A 17,470-nucleotide genomic window follows, 5' to 3' on the forward strand; every position below is an offset into this window, starting at 1 on the left:
CACGGGGCTGCGCGGCGGACACGCCAACGTCACCGCTGAATGCCACGCCATTTTTGCAGAACTTGACGCACACAACTTTATCGGGCCTTTGTCGAGTCGCCCGCGATGGGAGGACTCTGCTTTGCCTCTCAATCCCACCCGGGAATAAATCCCCCGCCGCCAGCGTTATCTTGTTGCTTGGGTGGCCGGGCGGCGGACCGCTTCGCGCTGGCCGCTTGCGCCGCGCCGTGAAGGCGCGTTCAATCGGATGAACAAGGGCGACCTCAGAACCAGCGGTCATGGACCACAAGAAGGCAGCAATCCTGGGCGAGATACCACGCCTGCGCCGTTATGCGCGCTCGCTGCTGCGCGATCGCGATTCCGCCGACGATCTCGTTCAGGACTGTCTCGAACGGGCGCTTGTGCGGCTCGACAATTGGCAGACTGGAGAAAGCCCCAGGAGGTGGCTGTTTACGATCATGCATCATTTGTTCATCGACCAGATGCGCAAGGTGAACCGGCGCGGCGAAGCAGCGATCCTGCCGCTGGAAGCGCGCGAGGCGCAGGCAGCGCCCGCTGAGCAGGTGGAGAGCATCGCTTCGCGCGAGATCATCGACGCGTTGCAGGCGATCAGCCCCGATCGGCGCGCAGCACTGGTCATGGTCGCCATCGAAGGCTTTTCCTATGCCGAGGCCGCCAACATCCTCGGCGTCCCGGCCGGCACGCTGATGTCGCGCATCGCGCGCGGGCGTGACGAATTGCGCGGGTTGCTGGATGATGCCGCGCGTCGCCGGGCGATAAGGATCGTCGAGAAATGACCCGGCGCGACTTTTCCGAACGCGACATCCATATGGCCCTCGATGACGAGCTGCCGGTTGACGAGCGCGTGGCTTATGATGCCTGGCTCGAGGCCAATCCTGAAATGAAGGCGAGGAGCGTCCGCTATGTCGCCGACCGCGCAGCGCTGCGCGCCGCCTTCGCCGGCGTGCTCGACGAGCCGGTGCCGGCGCGGTTGCAAAATATCGTGTTCGGTGAGGCGCCGGTCAAGACGGCGGCATCGAGCTCGCGCTGGTGGCGGGCGGCTGCCGCAGCGGCGATGTTGGCCATCGGCGGTGTCGGCGGTTATGTCGCCGGCATCGACCATCTCGGTGTGGAAGACCCGGCCGAGGATCAACTCGCCGAGCAGGCGATCGCAGCCCATGTCCTCTATGCCGCCGAGCAGCGGCATGCGGTGGAAGTGCCGGCCAGCGACAAGGATCATCTGCAGACCTGGCTGTCCAACAGGGTCGGCCTGAAGCTGGTCGCACCGGATCTGGCGGCGCAAGGATTCCAGCTCGTCGGCGGTCGGTTGCTGCCCGCTGGCGAGAGCAAGGCCGCGATGTTGCTTTATGAGGACGCCAAGGGCGAGCGCATCTCGCTGTTCGTCACAGCGGAATCGGCCGAGAAGACCAAGGGCACTTATGGATCGGAAGAAGACGGCCCCGAGGCGATCTACTGGTTGGACAAGGGCTATGGCTGCGCCGTCGTCGGCTCGCTGCCGCGCGCGCAGCTGACTGCAGTGGCGAAGAGCGCCTACAGCCAGCTTGTCGCCGGGCTTGCCAGCTGAGCTGCGCTGTTTTTCAAAGCTTGCGTCTACAGCGCCGCGCGTCTTTGGACACGCAAAGGACGCTGTAGCACTTTAATTTGCGCATCATCCTTTCCGCAAATCGATTTCGATTTTTTGGGGATCATGCGCCGCCGAAACTGTAAAATTTCAGCCCGAACCGAGGTGCGATAGCGCTTGACGGATGCTGGCGCTTCGGCTGTGTTGTCGACACTTCTGACCAGGCCTTTCCAAGAATCCAATCGAGGTTTTCCAAGCCCGCATGCCTGCCGAGATCCGCACGGCCCGCGCGTCCGACGTCGATGACCTCGCGGCGATCGAAAAAGCTGCTTTCTCTGGCGACCGCATTTCCCGCCGCTCCTTTCGTCAGTTGATCGAACGCGAGACCGCCGAGATGCTGGTTGCCGAAAACGACGGCCGCATCGCCGGCTATGCGGTCGTGCTGTTTCGCAAGGGCAGCGGAGTCGCGCGGCTCTATTCCATTGCCACCGGACCGCTTTTCGGCGGGCTCGGCATTGGCCGCATGCTGTTGAAACGGGCCGAGGAAGCCGCCTTCGAGCACAACCGCATGATGCTGCGTCTCGAGGTGCGCGAGGACAACAGCCGAGCCATCCGCATTTACGAGCAGAGCGGCTACCGCAAGATCGGCCGCGAACCGGGCTATTACGAGGACGGCGCCACGGCGCTGCGCTACGAAAAGACCTTGCGCGGCGACATTCCGGTCGCCACTAGGGTGCCGTTCTACCAGCAGACCTGCGATTTCACTTGCGGCCCGTGCTGCCTGATGATGGCGATGGCCAATTTCGATGCCGGCTTCGTGCCCGACCCGGTGATGGAAATCCGTTTGTGGCGCGAGTCGACAACCGTTTTCATGATGTCGGGGCCGGGCGGCTGCGAGCCGTTCGGCCTCGCCGTTGCCGGCCACGAAAGCGGGCTCTCTGCCGAGATATATGTCTCCTTCCATGGTGCGCTGTTCCTGCAGTCGGTGCGCAGCCAAGACAAGCGCCGGGTGATGGAACTGGCGCAGGTCGACTTTCGCCGGCGCGCGGAACGTTACGGCATCCCGGTGAATTACCGTCCATTCGCCATCGACGATATCCGCACCGCAATCGCAGAAGGAAAACTGGTGTTGGTCCTGATCAGCGGCTTCCTTATGTTCGGCAAGAAGGTTCCGCACTGGGTGCTGGCCATCGGCGACGATGGCGACCATATCCTGATCCACGATCCCTGGGTCGAAGACGAGAGGCAGGAGACCATCCTTGATGCCGCCAACATTCCGGTGCCTTACGGCATCTTCATGAACATGGCGCAATTCGGCCGCGATGGATTGCGTGCCGCCATAATCCTCGGAAAGCGCTGAAGACAATGACCTGGGTCATCCTTACCGGCCGGCAGAACGATCTCGATCAGGTGGCGACACCGCACAAGATCATCACCAATCGCGACTATCTTGCGCATCCGGCGCTGTTTCGCGGCCAACGGCCGAAAGTCATCAACCTGTCGAACAATTACGGCTACCAAAGCCGCGGCTACTATGCCTCGCTGCTCGCCGGTTCGCGCGGTCACAAGGTCATTCCGACGGTCGAGACGATGATCGACCTGTCCGAGCGCAAGCTCTACGAGCATGCGCTGCCGGAACTGGAACTCGCGCTCAACAAATGCCGCAAGGATCTGGGCGGAGCCTTTCCGCAAAAAGTCTGCATCTTTTTCGGCATCGGCTCGTCGAAGATATGGGATCGCTTCGCCAAGCTTTTGTTCGACTGGTTCCGGGCGCCGGCGTTGGAAGTCCACATCACGGACAGCGCCGAATGGGCGTCGATCCGCAAGATCGGCTTCCATCCGCTGGCCAGGATGACCGAGGAGGAAGAAAAGCGCTTTCTTCAGTGCCTTGAGACCTACACCAGCCGCGAGTGGCGTGACACCAAGGGCCGCACGCCGGCTCGCTACACCTTCGCCACGCTGGTCGATCCGCATGAGGAGTTGCCGCCATCGGAGATCTCGTCGCTACGCTATTGGGCCAAGATCGCCGAGAAGATGGGCGTCGAAATCGAGCCGATCACCAAAAAGGATCTGGCCAAGCTCGCCAACTACGACGCGCTGTTCATCCGCGAGACGACTTCGATCTCCAATCACACCTATCGCTTCGCGCGCCGCGCCCAGCAGGAAGGCATGCCGGTCATCGATGATCCGCTGTCGATGATCCGCTGCACCAACAAGGTCTATCTCAACGAGCTGATGACCTACAACAAGGTGCCGGTGCCGCCGACGGTGATGATCGCCGGCATCTCGGACCTTGAAGTGGCGGCGCAGACGCTGGGCTTTCCGCTGGTGCTGAAAATCCCGGACTCGTCGTTTTCACGCGGAGTCAAGAAATGCGCTACCTTTGAGGAGCTGAAGACGCTTGCCACCGAATGGCTGGAGGATTCCGATCTCCTGATCGCACAGAAATTCATTCCGACCCAATATGACTGGCGCGTCGGCGTGCTCGGCGGCCAGCCGCTGTTTGCCGTGCACTACCTGATGGCCAAGAAGCACTGGCAGATCGTCAACCACAAGGCCAACGGCAAGCCCGACCAGGGCGGCATCAAGACCTTCACCTTGAAGGAGGCGCCGGTCCATGTCGTCGAGACGGCGGTGAGGGCGGCGCGCTGCATCGGCGATGGCCTCTACGGCGTCGACCTCAAGGAGACCAAGGACGGTGTCTTCGTCATAGAGGTCAACGACAATCCCAACCTCGACCATGGCTGGGAGGACTCTGGCGAAAAAGACGAGGTCTGGGTGCGGCTGACGCAGTGGTTCCTGGAGCGGCTCGACCGACAGGGACGGTAGCAGGGGGGTGTTTCCGATCGACGCCCCAGCTTTCTATCCGTCGCGGCGGGCACACTCCTTCGGCTCCCCGCCCGAGGACGGCGCAGTTATCCCCTCAGCATTTTTCAGTCGGCCGGCTGCACTGTTTGGCGCCGCGATTTCTCGATTGCCGCATACCGTTTGAGGAACGCGTTTTGCGCCCAGGTCACCGAACGCGGGGTGAAATCGAAGCGGTCGGCATTGAATCCGCGCGGCCGGCCGAAGAATTCGGTCGCCTCGGCGATCGAAAAGCCGGCAAGCAGCGTCGCCTCGAAATAGGCGGCGATCTGGTCCGCGCGCTTGATCTCCTTGCGCAGGCCCGCAACCGGTTCGACCGGCAGCGAAAACCGCAGATGGATGGCGTGCTGCAGCCTCAGCTCGCACTCCTTGTAGCTGCCGCCCATCACCGATTTGAACGGTGAGATCATGTCGCCGATGACATATTCCGGCGCGTCGTGCAGCAAAGCCGCCAGCCGCGCATCGGCTGGGGCGTCCGGCGCCAGCTCGCCGAAAAGCGCCTCGACCAGCAGCGAATGCTGGGCGACGGAAAAGGCGTGATCGCCGATGGTCTGGCCATTCCAGCGGGCGACGCGGGCAAGCCCATGGGCGATGTCCGAAATCTCGATGTCGAGCGGCGAGGGGTCGAGCAGATCGAGCCGCCGGCCCGACAGCATGCGCTGCCAGGCGCGCGGCGGCGCGCCGGGACGGTCGGCCGCCATCAGGCCTCCTCCGCGCCGACGGATTCCTGCGGGCCAACGGTTTCCATCGGAAAAGTGAATTTCGCCCAGGCCGGGATGGTGAGCGACACCGGGACGTCATCCGCCATGATCGGCTGGCCGGAGTCGAGCGCTGCCTTGACGCGGTCGACGCGGGCTATGGCGAGGCCCGCCGTGCCGGCAGCCGTGCCAAGCGTGCCGACCGGTCGCCCTGCAACTGTCAACTCTGTGCCGGGAGCGGGCAGGGGCCGTTCGGCCGAAACGATCAGCACCCGCCGTCTGGCGGTGCCGCGATGCTGCATCCGCGAAACCACCTCCTGGCCGACATAGCAACCCTTCCTGAAGCCGACGCCGCCGGTCTCGTCGAGCAGCACATCATGCGGGAAGGCGTCGCCGAGCTGATAGTCGCTGCCACTTTCGGCAATCCCATGGGCGATGCGCAGAGCTTGCCATGCGGCCGGATCGCCGCCGGCGGCCGTGCCGCCATAAAAGCGCGTCACGGACGCGTCGCGGAACCGCGCATCGGCAACCGAGTTTGAATCGAACTGCGAAGCAGTTGAATCATCCCCCCAAACAACAGCGACAAGCCCCTGATCTGCCTTGGCGATCTCGACCTTGGCGCGCAATTTGTAGAGCATCAGCCGGCGTATGAAATCGTCTGATATATCGGATCGGCATTCGAGGCGGAACAAATTCTCGCCAGCGCGGGAGATCAGGAAGTCGAACAGAATCTTGCCTTGCGGCGTCAGCAAAGCGCCCGGCTTTGCCTCGCCGGCAGGCAGTGCGTCGAGGTCGCTGGTCAGAATGTTCTGCAAAAAACTCTCGGCATCCGGTCCTGACACGGAAACGAGCGCGCGGTCTTTCAACTGGGCAAAGGGCATGGGCGGAAAAGAACCTGATCTTGCAAAACGGTCGGCCATTACGTAAGCCGCTGGCACTCCCCCCGCAAGAGACCGGATCAGCATGGCCACGACCTACGACCTCATCCTGACAGGCGGCACGGTGGTCAACCACGACGGCGAAGGCCGGCGCGACATCGGCATCAACGGCGGGCGCATCGCCGCTATCGGCGATCTCGGCCAGGCTTCCGCTGGCGAAACGGTCGACTGTCGCGGCCTGCACATCCTGCCGGGCGTCGTCGACAGCCAGGTGCATTTCCGCGAGCCGGGGCTGGAGCACAAGGAAGATCTGGAGACAGGTTCGCGGGCAGCGGCGCTGGGCGGCGTCACCGCCGTCTTCGAGATGCCCAACACCAACCCGCTGACCACCAGCGAAGCAGCGCTTGCCGACAAGGTTCGGCGTGCCACCGGCCGCATGCATTGCGACTTTGCCTTCTGGGTCGGTGGCACCCGCGAGAACGCAAAGGACGCCGGCGACCTTGAGCGGCTACCCGGTGCTGCCGGCATAAAAGTGTTCATGGGCTCGTCGACCGGTGACCTTTTGGTCGAGGACGATGAAAGCGTTGCCTCGATCCTGAGGAATACCCGCCGCCGTGCGGCCTTCCATTCCGAGGACGAATTCCGGCTGCGCGAGCGGCTCGGCGAACGCATCGAGGGCGACCCGGCCTCGCATCCGGTGTGGCGCGACGAGATCGCCGCCTTACGCTGCACCGAGCGCCTGGTGCGCATTGCGCGCCAGGTTCGCGCCCGCATCCACGTGCTGCACATCTCGACCGCCGAGGAGATTGTTTTCCTCGAACAGCACAAGGACGTCGCGACCTGCGAGGCGACGCCGCATCATCTGACGCTGAGCGCGGACGATTATGCGCAGCTTGGCACGCTGATCCAGATGAACCCGCCGGTGCGCGCATCGCGCCACCGCGACGGCATCTGGCGCGGCATTGCGCAAGGCATTGTCGATGTGCTGGGTTCCGACCACGCCCCGCACACGCTGGCCGAGAAGGCGAAACCCTACCCGGCCTCGCCGTCGGGCATGACCGGCGTGCAGACGCTGGTGCCGATCATGCTCGACCATGTCAATGCCGGCCGGCTGACGTTGCAGCGTTTCGTCGACCTGTCCAGCCACGGCCCGCAGCGTATCTTCGGCATGGCCAGGAAAGGCCGCATCGCCGCCGGCTACGACGCCGATTTCACGATCGTCGATCTGAAGCGCCGCGAGACCATCACCAATGCGCAGGCAGGCTCGAAGGCCGGCTGGACACCCTATGACGGCCGGCAAGTCACCGGCTGGCCGGTCGGCACCGTCGTGCGCGGCCGGCGTGTGATGTGGGAAGGCGAGATCGTCACCCCCGGACAGGGCAGTGCGGTGGAGTTTTCCGAGGCGCTGGCGGTATAGAGCGGCGGACTTTCAAATCGCATCGTCCCGCCGCTTATCTTCTGTTTGAGCATCGGATTTTCCCAAAACCGGTATCCACTCCGATGCTCTGGGCGGGCTTGAGGGTAGGAGAGGCTATGCCGCTCAGTCTCCGGCGACGAAAAACGTCCACTGTCCATCCGGGGTGATGCCGACGCGGTAGAAGATGTAGGCGCCGAACTGCTTCATGCTGTCATAGTCGCCGGCGGTGACGATCTTGAACAGCTCGACCCGCTGCCTGGCGTCGAGCTTGTCCAGCGGCAGCGCGAAGAAATATGGCCAGACATAGAGCTCCTGCGGCGTGCCGACATCGACATGGACATAGCCGGCACTGAGCACCTCTTCCAGGATGGCGAGGATTTCCTGGCCTTCCGCGTCGCCCGAAAGCCCTTTCAGGAAGGTGATCGGATCGCCTTCGATCTCGGCCAGCGACAATTGGGTCATCGCATCGCCCTGGCCGATCAGCGGCCGGAGTTTTTCGATGTCGCCGCTCTTGCAGGCCCCGATAATCAAGTCGTGCATGCGCCTGACCGGCTCCGGCAGCTTGCCGAGATCGTAGACGACCTCGGGCAAGGGTTCATCCGGGTCGACTTGCGGATTGGCTATGCCACCATCGTCTGTTGGCCCGCCCGGTTCGACCTGTTCCCGTTCGTCGGGTGGCGTCGGTTGGCTCGCCGCAGGCGGCGTCGCGCCGAGCGGGCCGGGCGTCGGCACCGCGGTTCCGGGCGGCGACATGTCGTCGTCGGCGGGCGGCGTGACTGGCGAGGGCAGGTCCTCGCGCTTGATTTCACTCAAAGCATAGGCGGGGCTGATTGCGAGGCAAAGCGCCAGCGGAAACGCGGCGCAAAAAGCGGCAAGCCGGATGCTGAGGGCCAAGCCACGCGGCTGGCCTGACGTCGAAAAATTCACCGCCTGCCTCTCCATGATTCCGTCCAGGTGCCCGGGCCCTTACAGGTGCCCAGGCCCGCCCAGGTGCCCGGGGCATGACGCCCAAGCGGCACGCCGTCATCGAAGAGCCTGATGCCAATCAGTGCCGCAGCCGTCCCGGCTCGAAGGCCCCAGCTATCACCTTTTCACGCATGCGGTCGAGCAAGGCAAGGGCTGAGGTCTCGCCATTGGCGCGCAGCATCTCGCCGAACGCGGTTTCGAGGGCCGCCTCGGCGATGATTTCCGTCTCGATTCCGGCCGAAAGCCCTTCCGCCCAGGCCTCGCTGTGGCTTTCCACTGCAGTCAGGCGCTTTTCTTCCCTGACCAGCGCGTCGATGTCGTTGACGCCATGTTCCATTGCGATGTCCACCCTTTTCAAGCGGCGATCCGGCGGATGCGGATCAGGCTTGGGCTGTCCCTTTTACTCGCAGGTTAAGTAAGTACTTGTAAATACGACATTTCTGGGGTCGTTTCGACAAGGGTTCGTCACGTTTTGCAAACCTGCGTTCGATCCGATTCAAAACTTAGCCGATTAGGCCGGCGAGCGGGATGAAAACCTTCAGTTTGAGTTAATTCCACATCCGCGCCGTAACCTTTTGTTAACACCGTTGCAGAAGTGCAACACAACAATTGCACCAAGACGCCACCAGACACAAGCGGGCCGGGACACAAGCAGGGGGAGCCAGGCTCAGTTGCCGTAGCGCGAGGCGATGTCGCGCGACAGCGTCTCGCCTTCCTTCATGTAGCGGCTGATGGCTTCGGTCGCCGAGGCGGTACACTGTGTATAGGTGCCGCCAAAGGAGCGGTAGCCGCGGTTGAAGCTGGCGATGAAGCGGGCGCGCCGCTCCGGGTTCGGGTTTTCCGAAGCAATCAGCTTCTCCATCTCGACCCGCCATTGGTCGCCCTTCTCGCCGCACAGATTACGCAGGAAATGCAGCGACCCAAGCACCTCGGCCAGCCGCATCAGCCCCGGCTCGAACGGCGACTCGGCGGCCATGGCCGGCCGCGCCCCGATTGCCGTACTGGCGGCGAGGCAAGCTGCAAGGAAAACCGATGCGCGGATCATAAATCTATGTGGCCAAACAATTTGTCGCCTGCAAGGCGATTTTGGAGGTTACGCGCCTGTATTCCTGAGCAATTCGTCGGCAACAGCAAACACCGAAGCGGCAATCGGCAGCGCCGTCATTTCGCTGAGTGTATAGAAGGCGGCGGTCTCGGCGTCGTCGCTGGCCACGGGCTCGCCGCCGGCATAGGTGGCGCCGAATACCGTCAGCAGATAGTCGACCGGGTGCCCGTCGCTGCCGCCGTCGATGTGGATTTCCCGAAGGCGGCGGTAGTTGTGCGCATGCAACCCGGTTTCCTCCAGCAATTCGCGCTGCGCGGCTTGTTCCAGCGTTTCGCCGGCCTCGACCTTGCCGCCTGGAAACGCGTAGAATCCTTGCGAAGGCTGCCGCGCCCGCTTGACCAGCAGCATCGTGTCGCCGCGGACAATGGCGACAGATACAGCTGGGAGTATTTTGCGCATCTCGTCCATGGATCTCCGATCGCCATTTGCCGCAGCCGGTTGTGGACCGGTCGGCGAGAGCAAGCATTAGCGGTTGCGCAACGCCGGTTCCATCGCCACCTTCACATCCGACCAATCTAACGAGTTTCAGCTTATGTGCGGACGCTTCGCCTTGACCGCCACGCCGGACCGGGCCGCCGCTTTTCTCGGTCTGCCAGAACTGGAGGATTTCCCGCCCCGCTACAACACCGCACCGACGCAGCCGGTGCTGATGGCGATTGCAGGCGTGCCGCGGGCGCCAGGCTCGAACCTTCCAGACCGGCAGCCGATGCTGGTGCGCTGGGGGCTGATCCCGGCATGGGTGAAGGACACGCGTGCGTTTCCTTTGCTGTTCAACGCGCGCTCGGAGGGAGCCGCGCAAAAGGCCTCGTTTCGCGCCGCCATGCGCCACCGCCGCGCTTTGGTGCCGGCTTCCGGCTTCTACGAATGGCGTCAATCAGGCGGCAAGCGGGGACAGCCCTATTGGGTGCGGCCGAAGCATGGCGGGCTTGTCGCCTTCGCCGGACTGATCGAGACCTATGCCGAGCCGGGCGGCTCGGAGATGGACACCGGCGCCATCCTGACCGTCAACGCCAATGCCGACATTGCCCATATCCACGACCGGATGCCGGTGGTGATAGATCCGCAGGATTTCGCCCACTGGCTGGATTGCCGCACGCGCGAGCCGCGCGACGTGGCCGACCTGCTCAGACCGGCACAACTCGATTTCTTCGAGGCCGTCCCGGTTTCCGACCTCGTCAACAAGGTCGCCAACACCGGACCGGAGATTCAGGAAAGGTGGCCGGAGTTCAAGAAGGCCAGGCGCCGGAAGCCGGGCGCCGACGACAGTCAGATGAGCTTGTTTCAGCAGTAGCTGCTATTTTCTGGAGCGCTTCAGCGCCTTCATTGCCGGCGCTGCCATTTCCTGGCGAACCCGCCGGCCGCACGTCACATCAGGCAGCGCGCGGCGAGGTGATCTTCTGCACCGGCTTCTTCTTCTTCGCTGTGTGGAGAAGGGCGGCGACGATCGCGGCCGGGCCGATCGCCCGGTATTGGCTGGCGAGCGCCGGTTGCTTGGCGCTGCTGGAGTCCTGCTTGGCTCGAGGCATCTTTCTCTTCCCTGGTAACGTCTTCGTGTCCGCGTTTGCTGGTCGAATCCGACCAAATCGTGACATCTGCTGATCTAGCCGGTGAATGTTTCATGACTGTGCCGAGATGTTTAATAAAATGTTTCGCCGCGTCATTAGCTGTGATCCAGCGGCTCTTTTGCCGAAAGTTGCGACTTGACGGCAACACTGGCTGAGGCGATAAAGCCGCTCATGAGAACGTCTTTCGCCATTTGTGGCATCTGCATTATTGGCTAGCTTCGCGCTGGTCCGGACGTTTTCGCCTATCTTCCTTCTAGAGTGGACAAACGCCCCGGCCAGCAGGCTGGTGGCTGATTTGCGTCTCGGCGCAAGTGGCCCCAACCAAAAAGTAACGCACCGGGAAGGCACGAATGTCTGACGCATCGAAGGGCCTGCGCCTCTACAACACGCTGACGCGGACCAAGGAGGATTTCTTCCCGATCGATCCGCGCAATGTGCGCATGTATGTCTGCGGCCCGACGGTCTACGACTTTGCCCATATCGGCAATGCGCGGCCGGTGATCGTCTTCGACGTGCTGTTTCGTCTGCTGCGCCATCTCTACGGGCAAGCGCACGTCACCTATGTGCGCAACATCACGGATGTCGACGACAAGATCAACGACCGCGCGCTGCGCGATTTCGGCACCGAGATTGCCTCGGGAAAGCTGTCGCTGAACGAGGCGATCCGGCGGGTCACCGAAAAGACCGCTGACCAGTTCCACAAGGATGTGGCGACGCTCGGCTGCCTGCAACCTACGGTCGAGCCGCGGGCCACTGAATTCGTCGAGCCGCGCGCAGATGGCAAAGTCGACATGATCTCCTTGATTCAACGCTTGATCGAACGCGGCCATGCCTATGTTGCGGCAGGCGAAGTTCTGTTCGACACGGCCTCGATGCCGGCCTACGGCCAATTGTCGAAACGCAATCTCGACGAACAGCAGGCCGGCGCTCGCGTCGCCGTCGATCCGCATAAGAAGAGCCCTGGCGATTTCGTGCTGTGGAAGCTGTCCTCGCCGGAAGAGCCGGGCTGGGACAGCCCGTGGGGCAGGGGCCGGCCGGGCTGGCACATCGAGTGCTCGGCGATGTCGGCCGCCTATCTCGGCGAGGTCTTCGACATTCATGGCGGCGGGCTCGACCTGATCTTCCCGCACCACGAGAATGAAATTGCACAGTCGCGCTGCGCCCATGGCACCGAGGTGATGGCCAAGGTGTGGATGCACAACGGCTTCCTGCAGGTCGAGGGGCAGAAGATGTCCAAGAGCCTGGGCAACTTCTACTCGATCAACGAGTTGCTGGAGACGGAGACGTTTGGCGGCCGCAAATGGCCGGGCGAGGTGCTCAGGCTGGCGATGCTGATGACGCATTATCGCGAGCCGATCGACTTTTCCGTGCGCAAGCTGGAAGAGGCGGAAAATACGCTGCGCAAATGGAAGCGGGCGGCGGATCTGGCACCGGCGGCGGCCAATCAATTGCCGGTCGAAGTGGTGGAAGCCTTGTCGGACGATCTCGCAACCTATTCCGCGTTCCAGGTGCTGACGCAACTGGCCGGCGAGGCTGTGGATTCCAATGCTGCCGGTGGCGGCAACGCCGCCGCGGGCAACGATGCTGCCGCTTCGCTGAAGGCGGCACTGTCGTTCCTCGGCTTCGACGTTGCGCCGGCCAAGGTCGATGAAGATGCCATCGCCAGGGCCATCGCCAGGCGCCTGGAACTGATCGCCGCCAAGAACTGGGCCCAGGCCGACCGCATTCGCGACGAGCTTTTGGCGCAGGGCGTGCAACTGAAGGACGGAAAGGATCTGGTCACGGGCGAGCGCGTGACGACGTGGGAGGTAAAGCGGTGAAGGTGGCGCGAGGCACCCCCCTCTGTCCTGCCGGACATCTCCCCCTCAAGGGGGGAGATTGGCAGCTTCGCCGGAGGCGCCCAATCACCAACGACGGCGATTGGCGAAAGCCGAAGTGCCGTCCAATCTCCCCCCTTGAGGGGGAGATGTCCGGCAGGACAGAGGGGGGCGAACCGCGATGACGCATTTCCCAGTACCCGCCAACAACCGCAGCAATGCGCGCAAGATGCGCAGCGCTATGACCGAACCCGAGCTGAAGCTTTGGAATGAAATCAGAGCGCACAGGCTGATGGGACTAGCCTTCAGGCGGCAGATGCCTATCGCCCACTATATCGTCGATTTCGCCTGCCCCGCCAAAAAGCTGATTGTCGAACTGGACGGCTCCCAGCATGCCCGGTCTGAAGCTTCGGCATCCGATCTGGCAAGAAGCGCGAAGCTAGAGGCGCTGGGCTGGACCATCCTGCGTTTCTGGAACGACGACGTCATTCGCGACATCGACAACGTCTGCCAGCACATCGTCATCGAAGCCGGCCTGGCCGCTGCCGAAATGCCGGCCGGCGAAGCAGCGAGGGAGGTAGTTCCATGATCGACCATCTTGGCATCACCGTTTCCGATTTCGACGTGTCGAAAGCTTTCTACGACAGGGCGATGGCGCCGCTCGGTGCCTCGCTGCTCTACATGGTGCCGCAGGAATACACTGGTGGCGCCAAGGTCGGCGGCTATGGCCGCGACCGGCCGGTGTTCTGGCTGCATCAAGGCAAGGACAAGCCGAAGGACCGCCAGCATGTCGCCTTCACCGCGCGCAGCCGCGCTGAAGTCGATGCCTTCCACGCCGCCGCCATCGCCGCCGGCGGCAAGGATAATGGTGGGCCGGGCCTTCGTCCGCACTATCACGCGAACTACTATGGCGCCTTTGTCTTCGACCCCGACGGCAACAATGTCGAAGCCGTCTGCCATGCCCCGGAGTGAAGTGATGAGCCTGGATAACAGACCGGTCTACACAGGCGGCTGCCAGTGCGGCGCCGTGCGTTTCCGTGTCGAAGGCGCGCTGGGCGACGCCTCCGTCTGTCATTGTCGCATGTGCCAGAAAGCAAGCGGCAATTTCTACCTGCCGCTGGTGTCGGTGCGTGGCGCAAAACTCGACTGGACGCGCGGCGCGCCCAAGCGCTTTCGTTCCTCCAACGCCGCGTGGCGCGGTTTTTGCGCCGATTGCGGCACGCCGCTGACTTTTGAGGCGCCCGACGGCATCGCACTCGCCATCGCGGCCTTCGACCATGCGGAGGAGATCGCGCCGACCATCCAGTGGGGCACCGAAGCAAAACTCCCCTATGTCGATCACATCCACGAATTGCCTGGCGAGGACACGATGGCCGATGTTTCGTCGTCCTCCTATCTCGCCGATCTCGTCTCTTACCAGCACCCCGACCACGACACCGAACAATGGCCGCCGGAGGAAAGATCATGACCGAAACCGTTCGAACCGGCGGCTGCCAGTGCGGCGCCGTGCGTTTCCGCATTCGTGGGGCGCTTGGACGCCCTTCCATCTGCCATTGCCGCATGTGCCAGAAACAGTTCGGTTCCTTCTTCGGCGCGCTGGTGACGGTGCCGAAGGACGGTGTCGAATGGGTGCGCGAGGAGCCGAGCTATTTTCAGTCGTCGGTCAACATCGATCGCGGCTTTTGCAGCCGCTGCGGCACGCCGTTGACCTACAGGCAGCCTGGCGGGCTTGAGATCGCCATCGGCGCCTTTGACGATCGCTCCGACCTCGCACCGCAGATCCAGATCAACTATGCCGCCCGGCTGCCTTGGGTGGAGAAGATCTTCGACGCGCCGGTCCATGACGATCCTGACTACTACACAAGGCAAGAATCGATCATCTCCTTCCAGCATCCGGATCACGAGACGGCCAATTGGCCGCAGCAGGGCCTGAAATTATGAGCAATGACCTGCGCACCCTCTATCCGGAGATCGAGGCCTTCGACTCAGGCATGCTCGATGTCGGCGATGGCCATCAGGTCTATTGGGAGCGTTCCGGCACCAGGGGCGCCAAGCCGGCCGTGTTCCTGCATGGCGGACCGGGCGGCACCATTTCGCCAAAGCACCGACGGCTGTTCGATCCGAAGCTTTACGATGTCATCCTGTTCGACCAGCGCGGCTGCGGGAAGTCGACGCCCAACGCCTCGCTCGAGGCCAACACTACCTGGCATCTGGTCGCCGACATCGAGCGCCTGCGCGACATGTGCAGCTTCGACAAATGGCTGGTGTTCGGCGGCTCGTGGGGCTCGACCCTGGCGCTGGCGTATGCCGAGACGCACCCCGAGCGGGTCAGCGAACTGGTCGTGCGCGGCATCTACACACTGACGCGCGCGGAGCTCGAATGGTATTATCAGTTCGGCGTCTCGGAAATGTTTCCCGACAAATGGGAGCGCTTCCTGGCGCCGATCCCTGAGGCCGAGCGCGGCGACATGATGGCCGCCTATCGCAAGCGGCTGGTCGGCAGCGACCGCAAGGCGCAGGTCGAGGCCGCCCGGGCCTGGAGCCTGTGGGAAGGCGAGACGATCACGCTGTTGCCCGATCCGGAAACCAGCAGCCGGTTTGGCGAAGATGATTACGCCGTGGCCTTCGCCCGCATCGAGAACCATTATTTCGTCCATGCCGGCTGGCTTGAGGAAGGGCAACTGCTGTGTGATGCCTTCAAGTTGAAGGACATCCCCGGCACCATCGTCCATGGCCGCTACGACATGCCGTGCCCGGCGCGCTACGCCTGGGCGCTGCACAAGGCGTGGCCGAAGGCGGACTTCCACTTGGTCGAGGGCGCCGGCCATGCCTATTCGGAGCCGGGCATCCTCGACCGGCTGATCCGGGCGACGGATAAGTTTGCGGGGAAATGATCATGGGCCGCGAGCGCCTCTATCTCTTCGACACCACACTGCGCGATGGCCAGCAGACGCCAGGCATCGACTTTTCGGTCGAGGACAAGATCGCCATTGCCGGGCTGCTTGACGCGTTCGGCGTCGACTATATCGAAGGCGGCTATCCCGGTGCCAACCCGACCGACACCGCCTTCTTTGCCAAGCACCGCACGGCAACCGCCAAATTCGTCGCCTTCGGCATGACCAAGCGGGCAGGGGTGTCGACCTCGAACGATCCAGGCCTTGCCGCACTGGTCCAGTCGAAGTCGGACGCCATCTGCTTTGTCGCCAAGAGCTGGGACTACCATGTCCGCGTCGCGCTGGGCTGCACCAACGAGGAAAACCTCGAGGCGATCAAGGCGTCGGTCGAGGCGGCGGTTGCTGCCGGGAAGGAAGCACTGGTCGACTGCGAGCATTTCTTCGACGGCTTCAAGGCCAATCCCGATTATGCGCTGGCTTGCGCCAGGACCGCTTACGACGCCGGCGCGCGCTGGGTGGTGCTGTGCGACACCAATGGCGGCACGCAGCCGTCGGAAGTGCGCGTCATCGTCGAGAAGATCATCGAGGCAGGCATACCGGGCGACCATCTCGGCATCCATGCCCATGACGACACCGGCCAGGCGGTGGCAAATTCGCTGGCCGCCGTCGAGGCCGGCGTGCGCCAGATCCAGGGCACGCTGAACGGCATCGGCGAGCGCTGCGGCAACGCCAATCTGATCTCGATCGTGCCGACGCTGGCGCTGAAGCCGGCCTTTTCCAGCCGCTTCGAGACAGGCATCTCGGCCGACGCGTTGGCCGGCATATCGCGCCTGTCCCGCGCCTTCGACGAATTGCTGAACCGCGCGCCGGAAGCGCAGGCGCCCTATGTCGGCGCTTCCGCCTTCGCCACCAAGGCCGGCATCCATGCCTCGGCGCTGGCCAAGGAGCCGGCCACCTACGAGCATGTGCCGCCGGAAGCGGTCGGCAACCGCCGCCGGGTCATGGTCTCGGACCAGGGCGGCAAGGCCAATTTCCTCGCCGAGTTGAAACGGCGCGGCATAGAAATGCCGAAGGACGACCACCGGCTCGACGCGCTGATATCAGTGGTCAAGGAGCGCGAGGCCGAGGGCTATGCCTATGAAGGCGCCGATGCCAGCTTCGAGCTGCTGGCGCGCAAGATGCTGCACGGCCTGCCGGAATTCTTCAGCGTCACCTCGTTCCGCTGCATGGTCGAGCGCCGCTTCGACGCCAATGGCCAGCTGAAGACGGTCTCAGAGGCGATCGTCAAGGTGCTGGTCGATAGCGAGGAGAAGATGTCGGTGGCGGAAGGGCACGGCCCGGTCAACGCGCTCGACATCGCGCTGCGCAAGGATCTTGGAAAGTTCCAGAACGAGATCGCCGACCTCGAGCTTGCCGACTTCAAGGTGCGTATCCTCAATGGCGGCACCGAGGCGATCACCCGTGTGCTGATCGAATCGCACGACGCAACCGGCGCCCGCTGGTGGACGGTCGGCGTCTCCGAAAACATCATCGACGCTTCATTCCAGGCGCTGATGGATTCGATCGTCTACAAGCTGATGAAGAACCGCGAGATGGCCGGGCTGGTCGCGGCGGAGTAGGATTGAACCATCAGCGAAAGTCCATTGATCCATCAGAACTTTGCGATGGTCTTGGCCCGGCGGC

Annotated in this window: 20 protein-coding genes; 13 read left to right on the plus strand and 7 right to left on the minus strand. The window is 63.2% G+C overall.

What is annotated here, in order from left to right; all coding sequences use genetic code 11:
* Positions 1-278: 278 nt before the first annotated feature.
* The 4 genes from AC0L17_RS11945 (at position 279) to AC0L17_RS11960 (ending at position 4,411) form a co-directional block, all read left to right on the plus strand.
* Positions 279-797 carry a sigma-70 family RNA polymerase sigma factor gene (locus AC0L17_RS11945; RefSeq protein WP_473515978.1) on the plus strand — a complete coding sequence of 173 codons (519 nt, stop codon included), beginning with the start codon at positions 279-281 and terminating at the stop codon, positions 795-797.
* A complete protein-coding gene (locus AC0L17_RS11950; RefSeq protein ID WP_473515979.1) occupies positions 794-1,585 on the plus strand; it encodes an anti-sigma factor family protein in 792 nt (263 codons plus the stop codon). Before AC0L17_RS11945 ends, AC0L17_RS11950 begins: the two co-directional genes overlap by 4 nt.
* A gap of 259 nt (positions 1,586-1,844) precedes the next feature.
* Positions 1,845-2,942, plus strand: coding sequence for a peptidase C39 family protein (locus AC0L17_RS11955; protein WP_473515980.1), 1,098 nt, complete (start codon positions 1,845-1,847; stop codon positions 2,940-2,942).
* A gap of 5 nt (positions 2,943-2,947) precedes the next feature.
* Positions 2,948-4,411: a RimK family protein gene (locus tag AC0L17_RS11960; protein WP_473515981.1), complete on the plus strand. Its 1,464-nt coding sequence runs from the start codon at positions 2,948-2,950 to the stop codon at positions 4,409-4,411.
* A gap of 104 nt (positions 4,412-4,515) precedes the next feature.
* On the opposite strand, the gene AC0L17_RS11965 is transcribed toward AC0L17_RS11960, so the two are convergent.
* Both AC0L17_RS11965 and ygfZ read right to left on the minus strand, forming a co-directional pair.
* Complete coding sequence (locus AC0L17_RS11965) at positions 4,516-5,148, minus strand: HD domain-containing protein (RefSeq protein WP_473515982.1); 633 nt, start codon at positions 5,146-5,148, stop codon at positions 4,516-4,518.
* Positions 5,148-6,026 carry a CAF17-like 4Fe-4S cluster assembly/insertion protein YgfZ gene (gene ygfZ, locus AC0L17_RS11970; RefSeq protein ID WP_473515983.1) on the minus strand — a complete coding sequence of 293 codons (879 nt, stop codon included), beginning with the start codon at positions 6,024-6,026 and terminating at the stop codon, positions 5,148-5,150. Before ygfZ ends, AC0L17_RS11965 begins: the two co-directional genes overlap by 1 nt.
* An 82-nt stretch (positions 6,027-6,108) precedes the next feature.
* Here ygfZ and AC0L17_RS11975 point away from each other — a divergent pair, with 82 nt between their 5' ends.
* Entirely contained in the window at positions 6,109-7,440 is a 1,332-nt protein-coding gene (locus AC0L17_RS11975) for a dihydroorotase (protein WP_473515984.1), read from the plus strand.
* Positions 7,441-7,563: 123 nt separating this feature from the next.
* On the opposite strand, the gene AC0L17_RS11980 is transcribed toward AC0L17_RS11975, so the two are convergent.
* From AC0L17_RS11980 to AC0L17_RS11995, 4 genes are all read right to left on the minus strand, one after another.
* A complete protein-coding gene (locus AC0L17_RS11980; protein ID WP_287229971.1) occupies positions 7,564-8,367 on the minus strand; it encodes a hypothetical protein in 804 nt (267 codons plus the stop codon).
* A 118-nt stretch (positions 8,368-8,485) separates the two neighbouring features.
* Entirely contained in the window at positions 8,486-8,743 is a 258-nt protein-coding gene (locus tag AC0L17_RS11985) for a hypothetical protein (protein WP_023800747.1), read from the minus strand.
* A gap of 330 nt (positions 8,744-9,073) precedes the next feature.
* The gene (locus AC0L17_RS11990) at positions 9,074-9,451 is read right to left on the minus strand and encodes a TIGR02301 family protein (protein ID WP_027152710.1); all 378 of its coding nucleotides are present in this window, start codon (positions 9,449-9,451) and stop codon (positions 9,074-9,076) included.
* A gap of 48 nt (positions 9,452-9,499) precedes the next feature.
* Positions 9,500-9,919 (minus strand): NUDIX hydrolase, encoded by a 420-nt coding sequence (locus AC0L17_RS11995; RefSeq protein ID WP_473515985.1) that lies wholly within the window; start codon positions 9,917-9,919, stop codon positions 9,500-9,502.
* 124 nt (positions 9,920-10,043) lie between these two features.
* On the opposite strand from AC0L17_RS11995, the gene AC0L17_RS12000 reads away from it, so the two are divergent.
* The gene (locus tag AC0L17_RS12000) at positions 10,044-10,802 is read left to right on the plus strand and encodes an SOS response-associated peptidase (protein ID WP_473515986.1); all 759 of its coding nucleotides are present in this window, start codon (positions 10,044-10,046) and stop codon (positions 10,800-10,802) included.
* 79 nt (positions 10,803-10,881) lie between these two features.
* Here AC0L17_RS12000 and AC0L17_RS12005 read toward each other — a convergent pair whose 3' ends face one another.
* Complete coding sequence (locus AC0L17_RS12005; RefSeq protein ID WP_023800743.1) at positions 10,882-11,037, minus strand: hypothetical protein; 156 nt, start codon at positions 11,035-11,037, stop codon at positions 10,882-10,884.
* Positions 11,038-11,426: 389 nt separating this feature from the next.
* Here AC0L17_RS12005 and cysS point away from each other — a divergent pair, with 389 nt between their 5' ends.
* The 7 genes from cysS (at position 11,427) to cimA (ending at position 17,406) form a co-directional block, all read left to right on the plus strand.
* Entirely contained in the window at positions 11,427-12,896 is a 1,470-nt protein-coding gene (cysS, locus tag AC0L17_RS12010) for a cysteine--tRNA ligase (RefSeq protein ID WP_473515987.1), read from the plus strand.
* A 178-nt stretch (positions 12,897-13,074) separates the two neighbouring features.
* Positions 13,075-13,482, plus strand: a complete 408-nt coding sequence (locus AC0L17_RS12015; RefSeq protein ID WP_473515988.1) for an endonuclease domain-containing protein — start codon at positions 13,075-13,077, stop codon at positions 13,480-13,482.
* Entirely contained in the window at positions 13,479-13,865 is a 387-nt protein-coding gene (locus AC0L17_RS12020; protein ID WP_236386570.1) for a VOC family protein, read from the plus strand. The genes AC0L17_RS12015 and AC0L17_RS12020 overlap by 4 nt, the downstream gene beginning before the upstream one ends.
* Positions 13,866-13,869: 4 nt before the next feature.
* Positions 13,870-14,361 carry a GFA family protein gene (locus tag AC0L17_RS12025; protein WP_287120892.1) on the plus strand — a complete coding sequence of 164 codons (492 nt, stop codon included), beginning with the start codon at positions 13,870-13,872 and terminating at the stop codon, positions 14,359-14,361.
* A complete protein-coding gene (locus tag AC0L17_RS12030) occupies positions 14,358-14,834 on the plus strand; it encodes a GFA family protein (protein ID WP_023800738.1) in 477 nt (158 codons plus the stop codon). The genes AC0L17_RS12025 and AC0L17_RS12030 overlap by 4 nt, the downstream gene beginning before the upstream one ends.
* Complete coding sequence (gene pip / locus AC0L17_RS12035) at positions 14,831-15,787, plus strand: prolyl aminopeptidase (RefSeq protein WP_473515989.1); 957 nt, start codon at positions 14,831-14,833, stop codon at positions 15,785-15,787. The genes AC0L17_RS12030 and pip overlap by 4 nt, the downstream gene beginning before the upstream one ends.
* Before the next feature lie 2 nt (positions 15,788-15,789).
* The gene (cimA, locus tag AC0L17_RS12040) at positions 15,790-17,406 is read left to right on the plus strand and encodes a citramalate synthase (protein ID WP_473515990.1); all 1,617 of its coding nucleotides are present in this window, start codon (positions 15,790-15,792) and stop codon (positions 17,404-17,406) included.
* Positions 17,407-17,470: the final 64 nt, after the last annotated feature.

The sequence above is a fragment of the Mesorhizobium sp. WSM4829 genome, from assembly GCF_055811475.1.

What these genes read in the sequence shown, in the direction of transcription:
- AC0L17_RS11945 (WP_473515978.1), top strand. Translation starts at nt 279, where the DNA reads ATGGACCACAAGAAGGCAGCAATCCTGGGCGAGATACCACGCCTGCGC.
- AC0L17_RS11950 (WP_473515979.1), top strand. Translation starts at nt 794, where the DNA reads ATGACCCGGCGCGACTTTTCCGAACGCGACATCCATATGGCCCTCGAT.
- AC0L17_RS11955 (WP_473515980.1), top strand. Translation starts at nt 1,845, where the DNA reads ATGCCTGCCGAGATCCGCACGGCCCGCGCGTCCGACGTCGATGACCTC.
- AC0L17_RS11960 (WP_473515981.1), top strand. Translation starts at nt 2,948, where the DNA reads ATGACCTGGGTCATCCTTACCGGCCGGCAGAACGATCTCGATCAGGTG.
- AC0L17_RS11965 (WP_473515982.1), bottom strand. Translation starts at nt 5,148, where the DNA reads ATGGCGGCCGACCGTCCCGGCGCGCCGCCGCGCGCCTGGCAGCGCATG.
- ygfZ (WP_473515983.1), bottom strand. Translation starts at nt 6,026, where the DNA reads ATGCCCTTTGCCCAGTTGAAAGACCGCGCGCTCGTTTCCGTGTCAGGA.
- AC0L17_RS11975 (WP_473515984.1), top strand. Translation starts at nt 6,109, where the DNA reads ATGGCCACGACCTACGACCTCATCCTGACAGGCGGCACGGTGGTCAAC.
- AC0L17_RS11985 (WP_023800747.1), bottom strand. Translation starts at nt 8,743, where the DNA reads ATGGAACATGGCGTCAACGACATCGACGCGCTGGTCAGGGAAGAAAAG.
- AC0L17_RS11990 (WP_027152710.1), bottom strand. Translation starts at nt 9,451, where the DNA reads ATGATCCGCGCATCGGTTTTCCTTGCAGCTTGCCTCGCCGCCAGTACG.
- AC0L17_RS11995 (WP_473515985.1), bottom strand. Translation starts at nt 9,919, where the DNA reads ATGGACGAGATGCGCAAAATACTCCCAGCTGTATCTGTCGCCATTGTC.
- AC0L17_RS12000 (WP_473515986.1), top strand. Translation starts at nt 10,044, where the DNA reads ATGTGCGGACGCTTCGCCTTGACCGCCACGCCGGACCGGGCCGCCGCT.
- AC0L17_RS12005 (WP_023800743.1), bottom strand. Translation starts at nt 11,037, where the DNA reads ATGCCTCGAGCCAAGCAGGACTCCAGCAGCGCCAAGCAACCGGCGCTC.
- cysS (WP_473515987.1), top strand. Translation starts at nt 11,427, where the DNA reads ATGTCTGACGCATCGAAGGGCCTGCGCCTCTACAACACGCTGACGCGG.
- AC0L17_RS12015 (WP_473515988.1), top strand. Translation starts at nt 13,075, where the DNA reads ATGACGCATTTCCCAGTACCCGCCAACAACCGCAGCAATGCGCGCAAG.
- AC0L17_RS12020 (WP_236386570.1), top strand. Translation starts at nt 13,479, where the DNA reads ATGATCGACCATCTTGGCATCACCGTTTCCGATTTCGACGTGTCGAAA.
- AC0L17_RS12025 (WP_287120892.1), top strand. Translation starts at nt 13,870, where the DNA reads ATGAGCCTGGATAACAGACCGGTCTACACAGGCGGCTGCCAGTGCGGC.
- AC0L17_RS12030 (WP_023800738.1), top strand. Translation starts at nt 14,358, where the DNA reads ATGACCGAAACCGTTCGAACCGGCGGCTGCCAGTGCGGCGCCGTGCGT.
- pip (WP_473515989.1), top strand. Translation starts at nt 14,831, where the DNA reads ATGAGCAATGACCTGCGCACCCTCTATCCGGAGATCGAGGCCTTCGAC.
- cimA (WP_473515990.1), top strand. Translation starts at nt 15,790, where the DNA reads ATGGGCCGCGAGCGCCTCTATCTCTTCGACACCACACTGCGCGATGGC.